This is a genomic window from Streptomyces filipinensis (genome assembly GCF_014649495.1).
Lineage (GTDB): Bacteria > Actinomycetota > Actinomycetes > Streptomycetales > Streptomycetaceae > Streptomyces > Streptomyces filipinensis.
This window is the reverse complement of sequence record NZ_BMTD01000014.1, coordinates 25,561-39,256: the sequence shown is the minus strand read 5'-3', so window position 1 is coordinate 39,256 and position 13,696 is coordinate 25,561. Positions and strand designations below refer to the sequence as shown.

The following is a 13,696-nucleotide window of genomic DNA, read 5'->3' as shown; positions in this document are numbered from 1 at the left end:
AGGCCACAAAGGCGTTACCTGAGAGCCAGCTCACATTCGTGCGTGGCGGATGCCATCCCCGGAGTGACACGGAGCCTCAGACGGGGTTCCGTGGACAGGACCTCCACGCCCTCGCCGGCCCGGGTCACCGCCCGCACCGGCCGGTCCCAGACGATCTCCAGCGGCACTCCCGTGCGGGGTGGCTCGCTCATCCGGAGGGTGGCCGTACGACCCCGGCGCACGATCAGGACGCTGGCGCCCGCCGAGACGGTCAGCCCTCCCACCGTACCGGCCCGCCAGAAGTTGGCCGCCACCAGCCCGATGCGGGGTACGGCGACGGCCTGGCGGGCGGGGTCGTTGCCGAGGACGGACAGCCAGTCGCGGTCGGCGGCCCGGGCGGCGGTCTCGGCGCGGGAGGCGCCGGGCAGCAGCACGTAGACGTAGGCGGCATCGTCCGGGTCGGTGCCGTGGTCGAGCCACAGGGTCTGCCAGCGCCGGGTGCGCCGTTCGTCGGTGCCGGCGGTGTTGATGTCGGACCAGGCGCCGGTGCGGTCCTCGCGCAAGGTGCGCAGTTCACCCCCGCACGGCAGGATCCAGCCCCCGTGCTCCGCCAGATGGGCCCAGTTCCGGCCGCGTGCGAAGCTCTGGGTGCCGTTCTCGCCCAGGTTGCGGTTGTCCACGACCGTCTCGACCGGGACGCCGTCGGCGCAGCCGATCCCGGCGCCGAGGCAGACGACGGCGTCGTCGAGGAAGAACCAGGACTTGCGGGCCTGCAGCGTGGAGTCGAGACCCTTCAGATGCTGGCCGACGGCCGCGTACCGGCCGTCCGTGGTCCCGCCCACCCAGCGCACGTCCGGCCTGGGCGCACCCCACTCGCCGCCGGCCCGGTCGGCGAGCCGCTTGGTGGAGACGGTGGTGCCGGGCAGCCGGTACCAGTCGACGGTCGGCCAGAACCAGTCCGTGTACTGGTCGCCGCGGCCCGCCGGCCACCAGTACAGCATTCCGGAACCGGTGTGCCAGCCGCGCGGGTTCTCGCCGTTGCCGCACTCGTAGTGGGCGATGCGGTCGCCCGCCATGGCGAGGGCGGCGGTGAACCGGGGCCCGCGGTGGACGGCTCGGTCCATGGCCGCGAAGAGCCGGTGCCCGAGGGGTTCGGCGGCCGACGGGACGGGCGCGTCGGCGACGGCGTGCAGGCGTGCCAGGTCGGCGACGTCGAACTGATCTGCCGTCAGGACCGGTGTGACGGTGTCCCGTTCGGCCCAGCCTTTCACCAGGCCGTACCACCGCTCCCGTCGCTCCTCCCCCGCGCCGGCCGCGAGCAGCGCGATGGCGGCGACGAGCGCCTGCCCGTGGAAGTGGTCGCTGCGCATGAGGTGCCGGTCGTCGTCGCGCAGGTAACCCCGGCTGATGGCACGGCCGTTGACGCAGTCCATCACCAGTCCGTCGTGGATCAGGGGCGCCCAGGCGTGCTCCACGGCGTCCAGGAGGCCGTGCCGGGCGGGGTCGGTGATCTCCCACGGCGAACCGGCCAGCAGCGCGAAGAGCCGTCCGAGGCCGTCGAGCAGCACCTGGCCGTACGTCCCCGAGTAGGCGACCCAGGTGTGCTGGACGAAGGAGCCGTCGGCGTAGAGCCCGTCGCCCCGGGTGACGTACGGGAAGACCGGCGAGAGCGCGTCCCGGGCCAGGGAGATCCGGCCGGCGTCCCGGCCGAGGACGCCGCGCAGGGCGACGCTGCGGCACAGGTCGACGCGGTTGGCGCCGGTGGAGGTCCCGGAGTAGTCGGTCAGCAGGGCGTCCGGGATGAAGTGGTCGACAGCCGCGCAGGCGGCGCTGACACGGGCCGCGCCGAGCCGTTCGTACAGGGCGGCGGTGATGTCCATGAGCAGGCGCGGGCTGCCGATCTGCCATTCCCACCAGTTGCCGTAGCGGGTGGTCGAGGGGTTGTAGACGGTCGCGGACAGGTGGTCGAGGCCTCGCAGGACGGCGGCGAGGAGCGCGGGGTCGCCGGTGGCACCGGTGGCGGGCTGGACGCAGGCCTGGGCCATGGTCCACAGCCGGCCGTAGCTGAAGGTGATGCCGGACGGCGGGTCGAAGGGGTGGCCGGGCCAGAGGGAGCCGGTGGCCGGGACCATGGTGGCGGCGAAGTCACGGGCGAGGGCGCCGAGTCGGGCGAGGCGGGAGGCGTACGGCTCGGCGCCCGGGTCGTAGCCCGCGCCGAGGGCGAGGGCGAGCCAGCGGCGGCGCAGGGCGTCGTAGGGATCACCGTCGGCCCGGGCGCCGGGCGCCAGGGCCGGGACGAGGGCGGCGGCCAGCAGCAGTGCGCGTCGGCTCACGCCCATGCGGTCGGTCACCGCCTCTCTCCCGGCGGCTCAGCAGCCGCCGCAGTTGTAGTAGAGGGCGTCCCAGTGGTTGCCCTCGTCGGCGTAGATGTTGCCGGACCCCGAGCGCCACTGCGGGTAGCCGTCGCCGCGCAGGCCGATGTAGGTGAAGTTGTTCTTGATGTACGACGTCACACAGGTGTTCTTGCCGTAGTCGAGCTTGTAGCCGTTCCAGTGCGAGTAGGTGCCGGAGGCGTGTCCCGTCTCGGTCCCGCCGGTGATGGCGAGGGCGCAGCCGCCGGCCCGCTTGAGGGTCTGGGCGCCCTGGGCGGTGGCGAGGTTGAGCTGCTCGAAGGACGTGCAGGTGGGGTTGTTCCGGTCGGTGCAGTTGCCGGAGGACGACCAGGTGATGCCGACCTGACGGAACATCGACTCGGCGGTGGCCTGGCTGATCCTGGTGACGGCGAAGGCGTCTCCCGCGGCGCCGACGACGGCGACCGCGGGGGTGACGAGGAGGCTGAGCGCGGTCAGGACGGAGCGGAGCCTCATGGCTTTCACGGGCTTCATGGGGACCTTTCCTGCGGTCGGGCCGGGCTTCCTGTGGGGCGGCTGTGCAGGCGGTGCACGCAGATGGTGCCCGAGCTCTCCGCGTGTCCGCCAGAGGGCGGACGCCGTCACCCCGAGTGGCCGTGAAAACACGCTCCGGATGATGTTGAAAATCGAACCGAATGGGTCTACCGTCGAGAACGTCAGGTTGTTTAACGTTCAACAGATCAGTTCCTGGAGCACGACATGGGCATCTTCAGCCGCAAGGACAGCACCACCCCGACCACCGCCGCGCCGGCCGCCACGGACCCCGGCCTGACCGCGCTGACCGGCGACTACACGATCGACCCGGCGCACACCACGATCGGTTTCGTCGCCCGGCACGCCATGGTCACCAACGTCAAGGGCGGCTTCCACGACTTCACCGGCACGCTGCACCTGGACGGGGCGGAGCCCAGCAGGTCCACCGCCACGCTCGACATCAAGATGGAGAGCATCGAAACCGGCAACGCCGACCGGGACGGGCACCTGAAGTCGTCGGACTTCTTCAGGACCGACGAGTTCCCGGTCATGACCTTCCGTTCCACCAAGGCGGAGGCCCTGGGCGGCGACGACTACCGCATCACCGGCGACCTCTCCCTGCTCGGTGTCACCAAGCCGATCACCATCGACCTGGAGTTCAACGGCGCCGCGACGGACCCGTTCGGCAACCAGCGCGTCGGCTTCGAGGGCAAGGCCGAGATCCTGCGCTCGGAGTGGGGCCTGACCTGGAACGCGGCGCTGGAGACCGGGGGCGTGCTCGTCTCCGACAAGATCAAGCTGAACTTCGACATCTCGGCGATCAGGAACGCGTGACCCTTGGGGGGGACGGCCGGACGCCGTCCCGCTCCGGGGCACCGCGGCGAGGGTCTCGTCTCCCGGCGGGAACCGGGAGCACCCACCACGCCGCCGCGACGGCCGGCGCCGCGCCCACCGCTGGCGCGGCCGGGCGGGTCGGCGGCAGGCTCGCCGCGTCCCGGCCGAAGTAGCCGGGGAGCGGGGACGGGGCGGTCGCCGTGCCGGCCGCCCAGCAGGCGGGCTGAGCGGACGCGGCCGCAGCGCCACGTCCAGGACCGCGCACATCACCGCCACCGGCACACGACCCGTGACACCGGCGGCCGCCATCCCGGTCACCGGCAGCGCGCCCGCGCACGCACCGGGGAACCGTTCGACTCCCTTGCGCGGCACATCCGTTCACCCGCCGATACCACTCGCCGCGACGTACGCCGTGGGCACCGCCCACGGCCAGCGGCCGGCGAAGAGCAGCCGACCGCGGAGGAACGCCGACGCCATCATCCTCCGCCATCCGCACGGCCGTGCGGGTACGGGGGCGCGGGTGCAGGCGGGGAGGCCCTGCGGGGTGCGGGCCGCTCGGGGCCCCGACGCCGTCTGCACCGGCACGGGACGGCGACGCCCGGCGAGATCACGGCGGAGGAGCGGCAGCGGCCGCAGTCGCTCACCCGGGTCTGCGCGGAACCCGCGGACGCGGGCCTGGTCGTGCGGCAGCGGGGGACGGACGACCGGCGCCGGTCCGTGCTGTCCCTCACCGCGTCCGGACGGCGGGCGTCGGAGCGCGACAGGGCGGGCGTGACGCACGGCTGGCCGGGGCGCTCGGATCGCCGGGTGAGAGCGGGCGCGGGGTGCTGGAGCCGGCGGCCGCACCGACGGGGCGGCCGGGGTCCCTTCCCGGGCAGGGGTGAGGGGCGCCGGCCGGCTTCAGAACCCGCCGCCGAAGTCTCCCCCGCCGTCCCCGCCACCGAAGTCTCCCCCGCCGTCCCCGAATCCGCCCCCGAAGTCCCCGGGGTCGAAGTCCGTGCCGGACACGTCGCCCCCTTCGTAGCCGCCCCCGAAGTCGCCTCCGCCGAAGTCGCCGTAGCCGGTGCCGTAGTCGGCCGCGTAGGACGGGGTGGCCATGATGCTGCCGAGCAGGGTGCCGACGAGCAGGCCGGGCAGGATGCCGCCGCCGAAGTAGCCGCCCGCCCAGGGGCCGTAGGCGGGCCCCGCGTCCCAGTAGGGGCGGCGGCCGTGGTCCGTGTCGACCTCGCGGATCACCGGGTCGCGGCCGTCGGCCAGCCGGGTGGCGTCGGCCGCGCAGACGGGGACCTCGCGCGCGGCTCCGCCGGGCGGGGTCCAGGTGGCGTCGGTGACCGAGGGGCCGTGCCGCGGGTCGAAGAAGCAGGGCGGACGGCGCTCGGGCAGGGGGCGGCCCTCACGGCGGGCGGCCAGCCTGGCCAGGGAGAAGCGGCCGTCCTCCAGGGCCTCGGTGACCGTGCGGACGTCCTCCGGCCGGCTCGCGGCGGCCATGCGCTGTTTGGCGGTGTCGTAGGTGTCCAGGGCGTGCTCGTAGTCGGCGCGCATCGCGTCGTCGGCGCCGGGCGCGGCCGGCTGGAAGTCGAGGCGGTCCAGTTCCTCGCCGAACGCGGTGATGTCCTCGTCGACGACCACCCGCAGCCGGTCCAGGGCGGCCCGCTGCTCCTGCTCGCGGCGCCGGCGGTTGCGGCGGACCAGCGCGTACGCGCCCGCGCCGCCGGCCACCACCACCGCGCCGGCCACGATCAGCGCCGTGCCGGAAGCACCGCCGCCCCCGCCCGAGGAGCCGCCCCAGCTCTTCGGGGCGTGGCCGCCCATATGGGCCAGGGCGCGGTCGGTGAAGTCGGTGAGCTGGGCCTTGGCCGGCTCGCCCTGGACGCTCGCCACCAGGTTCTGCCGGGCCGTCACCGACATGACCGAGGAGTCGGCGCGGGCGTCGAAGCGCTCACCGAGGCGAATGCCGTACAGGCCGGTGACGCCGGTGGCCGCGCGGAGCCGGGAGAACAGGTTCGCCGTGGGGTAGTCGGCCGGGAGCACCGCGATGAACAGCGGTTTGTCGGCGTCCTTGATGCGTTTCGCGAGCGCGTCGGCATCCGCCTTCGACAGCTGGGCGGAGGCGGCCGGGTCGACGTAGACCGGGCCCGCGCGCAGGGCCTCGGCGATCGTGGAGACGCCGGTCTGCGCGCTCGCCGCGGGCGCGAACAGGGTCGCCACGGCCAGGGCGAGGACGGCCAGCAGCAGCGCTGGGAGGCTTCGGGTCCGCAGGACGGCCTTCATGCTTCGAAGCTACCCGAAGCCTCCCGCACGGGGGCGTTCGGGCGGACCTACACGGCCCGGTATGCCTCGATCAGCTTCTCCACCGCCTTTCCGTACCGGCCGGTCAGCAGCAGGTGGTCGGCGTCGGCGAAGGGCTTCGCGACCGCCTCCGTCATCCGCTCGCCGGCCTTCTGCTGGACGAGCAGCCGCGCCTTGGCGACCAGCGCACGGCCGGCCCGGCCGGCACCCTTGCGCTCGGCCGCGGCGGCCGCCACGGCGAGGGCGTGCAGGGTGGCCGTACCGCCGCGCGGGACGCCGGTGAGCGTGGTCAGGCCCCAGCCGTAGGGGAACTGGGGGTCGTACGACGCGTCGCCCACGTTGATCGGCAGCTGGGACTCGGACCTCGGCCAGGTGACGGGGAGCTGCCCGGTGAAGGGGCGCGTGCCGTAGAGGACGTCGGCGACGCCCTCGCCCTCGGTGCCGGGCAGCCAGGAGGCCACGAGCGCGTCGATCCCGCCGAGGCGGTCGCCGATCAGCTGGGGACGGCCGGAGACGATCAGCACCGCGCACTTCATGGCCGCGCACACCTTGTCCACGGCCGCCCGGTCGGCCGCCGACAGCTGCAGAGAGTGCCCGTTGCCGACGTCGCCGACGCCCTCGGCGTACGGGGTCTCGCCGACCACGACCACGCCGACGTCGTAGCCGTCCGTCGGGGCCGAGGCGTCCTTGGAGTAGGTGACGTCCCCGCCGGCCTCGCGCATGCCCTGCAGGATGGTCGTGCCCCGGGTGTGGGTGCCGGACGCGCCCTGCCAGGTGAGGGTCCAGCCGCCGGTCTGGTTGCCGAGGTCGTCGGCGTCGGACCCGGCGACGTACACCTTCTCGCTCTTCCTGAGCGGCAGCAGCCCGCCGCTGTTCTTCAGCAGCACCTGCGACTCGGCGGCCGCCCGGCGGGCGACCGCCCGGTGGGCCGGGGAGCCGATGGCGGCGGCGCCGGACGTGTCGGCCCACGGGTGCTCGAAGAGGCCGAGCTCGAACTTCCGGGTGAGGATGCGGGAGACGGCGTCGTCGATCCGCCGCTCGCTGATCCGGCCCGCCTTCACCTCGTCGACGAGCGTCGAGCTGAAGTCCTTGTAGGAGTACGGCACCATCATCATGTCGACGCCCGCGTCCACCGCCGTACGGACGTGGGCGGCGTAGTCGCCGGGGAGCTGGTCGATGGCGTTCCAGTCGCTGATGACGAAGCCGTCGAAGCCCATCCGGTCCTTGAGCACGCCGTCGATCATGTCGCCGCGGGCGTGCATCTTCACCGCGCCCCGGCCGTCGCCGGCGATGTCCAGGGAGGAGTACGACGGCATGACCGTGCCGACGCCCCGCCGGACGGCCGTCGCGTACGGCGCCAGGTGGATGTCCTCCAGCTGCCGCCGGGTGACCTTGGTGACGCCCTGGTCGATCGTGTAGGTGCCCGTGGTGGAGGAGCCGTACTCGGTGCCGCCGTCGCCGGCGAAGTGCTTGGCGGTGGCCAGCACCTTGTCGTCGCGGCTCAGGTCCCGGCCGTCGGCCCGGCCCTGCAGGCCCTGGATCACGGTCTCCATGGACTGCACGAGGGCCGGGTCCTCGCCGAAGGACTCGTAGGAGCGGCCCCAGCGTTCGTCACGGCTCACGCACAGGCAGGGCGCGAAGTCCCAGGGGATGCCGGTGGCGCGGACCTCGGCGGCGGTCACCGCGCCGGTCTTCTCGGCGAGTTGGGGGTCGCGGCCGGCGCCGATGCCGATGTTGTGCGGCATGATCGTGGCGCCGGCCAGGTTGTTGTGGCCGTGGACCGCGTCGACGCCGTAGATCAGCGGGATCTGGAAGCGGGTCGCCCGGGCGCGGAGCTGGAAGCCGTCGATCATCCGCGCCCAGGCCTCGGGGGTGTTGGGCGTGGGCGTGGAGCCGCCGCCGGACAGCAGCGAGCCCAGGTCGTACGCGGCGATGTCACCCCCGCTGCCGACGGCGCCCCGTTCGGCCTGGGTCATCTGCCCGGCCTTTTCCTCCGGGGACATGCGGGAGAGCAGGTCGGCGACGCGCCTTCGCACCGGCAACTCCGCGTTCAGATACGGCAGTCCGTGTGCGTCGACGACGATCTGCGGGGTCTCGGCGGGTGCCCTGGCTCCGGTGACCGTGAGCTTCAGCGGGATGGTCTTCGCGGACGCGGCGGCCCGGACCCTCCGGGTGGGCACCTCGATGGTCCGCGAGGCTCCGGACGCGGTGCCGGCCGGGAAGGTGAGGGTGCCGGAGACCGGGGAGTAGTCCCGGCCGGCGGTGGCGGTGCCGCCCCCGGTCGTGTAGGTGACCGTCACCGGGTCGTCGACGGGCCGGTCGCCGGTCGTGGCCAGCGTGACCGTCACCCTGGCGGTGCCGCCCTGGCTGACCGGGTAGACGGGCGCGTCGGTGCTGACGGAGGCGCGCAGCGACTGGTCGGCCCTGCCGTACAGCTCGACGTCGTCCATGGCGAAGTCGCCCTTGGTGCCGGCCGGGAGAGTGACCGCGTACCCCCACATCCCGGTCAGTCCGAGGACGTGGTCGATGCCGCCGACGGGCTGGTAGTCGGTGCGGTAGACGAAGTCCGTGAAGGGGATCTCGATCCGCTTCCAGCCGGTGAAGTCGTCGGTGAAGGACGTCGTCCACAGTTCCGAGGCCTCGCCGTTCGCTCCGCCGTCCTTGATCTCGAAGGCGATCTTCCGGCCGTCGTCCCGGCCCTCCCACCAGAAGCGGATGCCCTGGTGGGCCGACCAGTCGTGGGCGGGCCGGTCGGCGGCGAAGTCGTGGGTGAAGCCGCCGTAGCCGCTGATGTCGTAGGTGCCGGTGAGGACCTTGGCGCCCTCGGGGGCGTCGGCGCGGTCGGTGAGGTGGAGGGCGGGCGGGTCGTCGGTGTCGCTCCCCCAGGTGAAGATGCCGTCGGCGGGCTGGGAGGCGAAGGGGACCTCGCCCTCGAAGCGGTCGACGGTGGCCGGCGCGGGGTCGTCGGCCGCGTGGGCGGCGGCCAGGGGCAGCAGGGCGGCGAGCAAGGCCCCGGAGACGAGCAGGGCGGTTCTTGGCATGGACCTTCCCTCGGCTGTCATGGTTCACTCATGGCTTAGATCACGCCGTGAGTTAACTAACGGCCCCCAGACCCGTCAAGACACCACGTCAGACATTCCGGGAAGGGCGACACAGCGTGGGGAGTCGACGGCTGGTCCACGGCGCGGACCCTCACCCTCGGCTGCCCGCCAGGACCTCCGCCACGTTCACCTGGTCCCAGAAGCGGCCCGTGCGGGGAGCGACGGCCCGGCCGGCCGGGGACGGCCCACGCGACGCGGAACGCGGGTGCCGTGCTGCGCTCCGGCCCCCTGCGGCCCATGGTAGGAGTATGACCACACCGCAGGACCTGTTCCTCGTCAGCCTGGACGTTCCCCGCGAGCAGCCCGTCGAGCAGGGGGACCTGTCACTGGCGCTGGCCGGGGCCGAGCTGGTCGACCTCCTCGGCGCCCGGGCGCTCACCCTGGAGGGCGGGCGGATCGTGCCGGGACCGGTGCTGACCACGGGCGACCGGCTGCTGGACGAGGCCGGGGCGGCTCTGGTGCGCAAGGAGCCGTACGAGACGGTCGAGGACTGGCTGTGGCGGCGCGGGCAGGGGCTGGCCACGGCCTACCGGGACGTCCTGGAGTCCGAGGGGCAGCTGACCGGGAAGCGCCGGCGCTGGCTCGCCCTGCGCGACCGGGACGACCCCACGGCCGACACCCCGGCCCGCCGGCACGCGGCCGACCGGTGGTGGTCCCACGAGCCCGTCCTGGCGGGGCTCGCCTCCACCCTGGGCATCCCGGACGACCGCCCGGCCGCACCCGAACCCGGCGACGAGGCGGTCGTCACCGTCCTGGTGGCGGTCGGCGACGCGGTGACCGAGCTGGAAGCGGTGCGCGAGCGGCGGCGGATCGAGAACGTGGCCTTCGACAACATCTGGCGGGCGCCCTGAGCCCCGGCGCCGGAGGGCGCCGTCGCCGCGGCCGGCCCCATCCGGAAGAAGGGCCCTAGCGGAGGAAGGGCGCCGACGACCCGCGGACCGGCTGGCCGATGCCCAGCAGGTTGCCCTCGCTGTCCCGCAACCAGGCACCCCGCTCCCCGCGCGCGCCCTTGCTCGGGTAGTTGCCCTCGATCTCGGCGATGCCGTCGCGGGTGCGAATGCCGGGCACGTCGACCTCCTCGAAGACCACGCCCCGGCGCCGCAGCTCCGCCACCACCGCGTCGAGGTCGTCCACCTCGAAGGCCATCTGGGTGAAGGTGCCCGGCGAGGTGCCGGTGGAGCGGAACACGACGAAGTCCACGCCCGCGCATCGGTACAGCAGCCCGCCGGGGCGTTCGTCCACCGGCGCGAGGCCGAGCTTCTCGGCGTAGAAGCGCCGGGCCCGCTCCAGGTCGCCGGCCGGCAGCCGGGTCGCCACGCGGGCCCGGGACAGGAGGTCACTCGCCTGTGTGCTCATGCCTCCACTGTGGCTACTCGGCCGGCGTCACGCCCGCCCGCAGCAGCCCGTAGGTGTAGGCGTCCTCCAGGGCCTGCCAGGAGGCGGCGATGACGTTTTCGGCGACACCGACGGTCGACCACTCGCCGGAGCCGTCCGAGGTGGAGATCAGGACCCGGGTGGTGGAGGAGGTGCCGTGCTTGCCCTCCAGGATGCGGACCTTGTAGTCGACCAGCTCCAGCTTGGCGAGCTGCGGGTAGATCTTCTCCAGGGCCACCCGCAGGGCGCGGTCGAGGGCGTTGACGGGGCCGTTGCCCTCGGCCGTGGCGACGATCCGCTCGCTCTTGGCCCACAGCTTGACGGTGGCCTCGTTGGCGTGGGTGCCGTCGGGGCGGTCCTCGACGATGGCCCGCCAGGACTCCACCTCGAAGTACCTCAGCGGCCTGCCCTCGACCTCGGTGCGCAGCAGCAGTTCGAAGGAGGCGTCGGCGGCTTCGTACGTGTAGCCCTTCAGCTCGCGTTCCTTCACCCGCTCGACCACGCGGCCGACCAGCGCGCGGTCGCCGCCCAGGTCGACGCCGAGCTCCTTGCCCTTCAGCTCGATGGAGGCGCGGCCCGCCATGTCGGAGACCAGCATGCGCATGGTGTTGCCGACCAGCGCGGGGTCGATGTGCTGGTACAGGTCCGGGTCGACCTTGATCGCGGAGGCGTGCAGGCCGGCCTTGTGCGCGAAGGCGGAGACACCGACGTACGGCTGGTGGGTGGACGGGGTGAGGTTGACGACCTCGGCGATGGCGTGCGAGATGCGGGTCGTCTCGCGGAGCTTGCCCTCGGGCAGCACCTTCTTGCCGTACTTCAGCTCCAGGGCCGCGACGACCGGGAAGAGGTTGGCGTTGCCGACGCGCTCGCCGTAGCCGTTGGCCGTGCACTGGACGTGGGTGGCGCCCCCGTCGACGGCGGCGAGGGTGTTGGCGACCGCACAGCCGGTGTCGTCCTGGGCGTGGATGCCGAGCCGGGCGCCGGTGTCGGCGAGGACGGTGGAGACGACGGCGTGGACCTGGGCGGGCAGCATGCCGCCGTTGGTGTCGCAGAGGATGACGACGTCCGCGCCCGCCTCGGAGGCCGTACGGACGACGGCCTTCGCGTACTCGGGGTCGGCGCGGTAGCCGTCGAAGAAGTGCTCGCAGTCCACGAAGACCCGGCGGCCCTGGTCCTTCAGGTACGAGACGGTGTCGCGGACCATCTCCAGGTTCTCGTCCAGGGTGGTGCGCAGCGCCAGTTCCACATGCCGGTCGTGGGACTTGGCGACCAGGGTGATCACCGGGGCGCCGGACTCCAGCAGGGCGTTGACCTGCGGGTCCTCGGCGGCTTTCGCCCCGGCACGACGGGTGGCGCCGAAGGCGACCAGCTGGGCGTGCTTGAAGGCGATCTCGGCCTGCGCGCGGGCGAAGAACTCGGTGTCGCGAGGGTTCGCGCCGGGCCAGCCGCCCTCGATGAAGCCCACGCCGAAGTCGTCCAGGTGCCGTGCGATGGCGAGCTTGTCCGCGACGGTGAGGTTGATGCCCTCCCGCTGCGCGCCGTCGCGCAGCGTGGTGTCGAAGACGTGGAACGAGTCGTCGAGCTCGCTGGTTGCCGTCTCGGTCATGGTCTCAAGGCTCCTGTTGTGGATCTTCGGTCTTACCGGAATGACCGGCTCCACCGTCCCCCCAATGGTCCCTCGCGCTCCGCTCCCGGCTGTGGGTGGGCCGGAAAACGAAAAAACCCCTCGCGGGTGCGAGAGGTCTGCGCGCGGGTCGAGGACGACGGTGGCCACCCGCACCTGGTCGTACGAGGTGGTCACTGCGGACCGGCGCGCCTGCTGCCCATAATCATGGCGAACGAGAGCACGGGGGCAGTCTGGCACAGCCCCGCCCCCGGCTCACCGGTCGTCTCAGGATGCGGGCGTCAGGGTGGACTCCCCGGAGCCTGCTCCGGCTTCCCGACCGGCCCTCGCCCGGCTCAGGTCCAGGTCCTTGGTCTCCCGCATGGTGACGTACACCACAAGGGATACGGCGGCACAGCCCGCCACGTACCAGTAGAAGCCGGACTCGGTCCCGGCCTTCTTGAACCACAGGGCGATGTACTCGGCGGTGCCGCCGAACAGGGCGTTGGCGAGGGCGTACGGCAGGGCGACGCCGAGCGCGCGGACGCCGGTCGGGAACAGCTCGGCCTTCACACAGGCGTTGATCGAGGTGTAGCCCGTGACGACGACCAGCGCCAGCAGGGCGAGTCCGAGGGCCGGCCAGTAGCCGTCCACGTGCCTGAGCAGGGTCATGACCGGCACGGTGAGGAGGGTGGAGCCGACCGCGAAGGTGATCAGCAGGGGGCGCCGGCCGATCCGGTCGGACAGGGCGCCCGCGAGGGGCTGCAGGCAGGCGAAGACGATCAGCGCGGTGAAGGAGACGAGCGTCGCCGTCTGCTTGGACAGGCCGGCCGAGTTGGACAGGTACTTGGTCAGATAGGTGGTGTACGTGTAGTACGCGACGGTGCCGCCCATGGTCAGGGCGATGACCAGGAACGCCTCCCGCCTGTGCGCCCACAGGGCGCGCAGGGTGCCGCGCTCCTCGGCGTGCGAGTCGTCCTCCTCGTACACCTCGGTCTCCAGCATGCTGCGCCGCAGATAGAAGATGACGGCGGCGCCGAGCGCACCGACGACGAACGGGATGCGCCAGCCGTAGCTGTGCAGCGCGCTGTCCGACATGGTGCGCTGCAGGACGATCAGCAGGCCGAGACCGGCGATCTGGCCGGCGGTCATGGAGACGTACTGGAAGCTGGAGGCGAACCCGCGCCTCCTGGGGTCCGAGGCCTCGGTCAGGTAGGTGGCGCTGGCCGCGTACTCGCCGCCCACCGACAGGCCCTGCAGCAGGCGCGCTACGAGCAGCACGAACGCGCCGCCGTACCCGGCGACCGCGTAGGTCGGGGCGACGGCGATGAGGATCGCCGACGCCGACATCAGCGTGACGGTCAGCGTCAGCGCCGCCTTGCGGCCCTTGCGGTCCCCGACCCGGCCGAGCAGCCAGCCGCCCACGGGCCGCATGAAGAACCCGACGGCGAAGATGCCGGCGGTGTTCATGAGCTGGGCGGTGGGATTGCCGCTCGGGAAGAACGCGCCGGCGAAGTAGGTGGCGAAGCTCGCGTACACGAACCAGTCGAACCACTCGACCATGTTGCCCGCCGAACCGACCCAGATCTTCTTCCAGTGTTGTCGTCCCATGCGGCGGTACATGCCCGGCG

General features: G+C 72.8%; 9 protein-coding genes. 2 read left to right on the top strand and 7 right to left on the bottom strand.

The window, feature by feature from the left end:
• Positions 1–14: 14 nt before the first annotated feature.
• Both IE244_RS27805 and IE244_RS27800 read right to left on the bottom strand, forming a co-directional pair.
• Positions 15–2,318 carry a polysaccharide lyase 8 family protein gene (locus tag IE244_RS27805; RefSeq protein WP_191876467.1) on the bottom strand — a complete coding sequence of 768 codons (2,304 nt, stop codon included), beginning with the start codon at positions 2,316–2,318 and terminating at the stop codon, positions 15–17.
• Between the two features lie 30 nt (positions 2,319–2,348).
• The gene (locus IE244_RS27800) at positions 2,349–2,864 is read right to left on the bottom strand and encodes a hypothetical protein (RefSeq protein ID WP_191876333.1); all 516 of its coding nucleotides are present in this window, start codon (positions 2,862–2,864) and stop codon (positions 2,349–2,351) included.
• A gap of 225 nt (positions 2,865–3,089) precedes the next feature.
• On the opposite strand from IE244_RS27800, the gene IE244_RS27795 reads away from it, so the two are divergent.
• On the top strand, positions 3,090–3,698 hold the full coding sequence (locus tag IE244_RS27795) for a YceI family protein (RefSeq protein WP_191876332.1): 609 nt from the start codon (positions 3,090–3,092) through the stop codon (positions 3,696–3,698).
• A gap of 900 nt (positions 3,699–4,598) precedes the next feature.
• Here the strand turns inward: IE244_RS27795 and IE244_RS27790 are convergent.
• Together IE244_RS27790 and IE244_RS27785 are read right to left on the bottom strand one after the other, a co-directional pair.
• On the bottom strand, positions 4,599–5,969 hold the full coding sequence (locus IE244_RS27790; protein WP_191876331.1) for a hypothetical protein: 1,371 nt from the start codon (positions 5,967–5,969) through the stop codon (positions 4,599–4,601).
• 47 nt (positions 5,970–6,016) lie between these two features.
• On the bottom strand, positions 6,017–9,028 hold the full coding sequence (locus tag IE244_RS27785; protein ID WP_191876330.1) for a glycoside hydrolase family 3 N-terminal domain-containing protein: 3,012 nt from the start codon (positions 9,026–9,028) through the stop codon (positions 6,017–6,019).
• A 308-nt stretch (positions 9,029–9,336) separates the two neighbouring features.
• Between IE244_RS27785 and IE244_RS27780 the strand changes: the two genes are divergently transcribed.
• Entirely contained in the window at positions 9,337–9,939 is a 603-nt protein-coding gene (locus IE244_RS27780) for a GOLPH3/VPS74 family protein (RefSeq protein WP_191876329.1), read from the top strand.
• A 55-nt stretch (positions 9,940–9,994) separates the two neighbouring features.
• Here IE244_RS27780 and IE244_RS27775 read toward each other — a convergent pair whose 3' ends face one another.
• The 3 genes from IE244_RS27775 to IE244_RS27765 form a co-directional block, all read right to left on the bottom strand.
• Entirely contained in the window at positions 9,995–10,444 is a 450-nt protein-coding gene (locus IE244_RS27775; protein WP_191876328.1) for a VOC family protein, read from the bottom strand.
• 13 nt (positions 10,445–10,457) lie between these two features.
• Positions 10,458–12,068: a citramalate synthase gene (cimA, locus tag IE244_RS27770; RefSeq protein WP_191876327.1), complete on the bottom strand. Its 1,611-nt coding sequence runs from the start codon at positions 12,066–12,068 to the stop codon at positions 10,458–10,460.
• Between the two features lie 285 nt (positions 12,069–12,353).
• Complete coding sequence (locus tag IE244_RS27765) at positions 12,354–13,676, bottom strand: MFS transporter (protein ID WP_191876326.1); 1,323 nt, start codon at positions 13,674–13,676, stop codon at positions 12,354–12,356.
• Between the last annotated feature and the right edge of the window lie 20 nt (positions 13,677–13,696).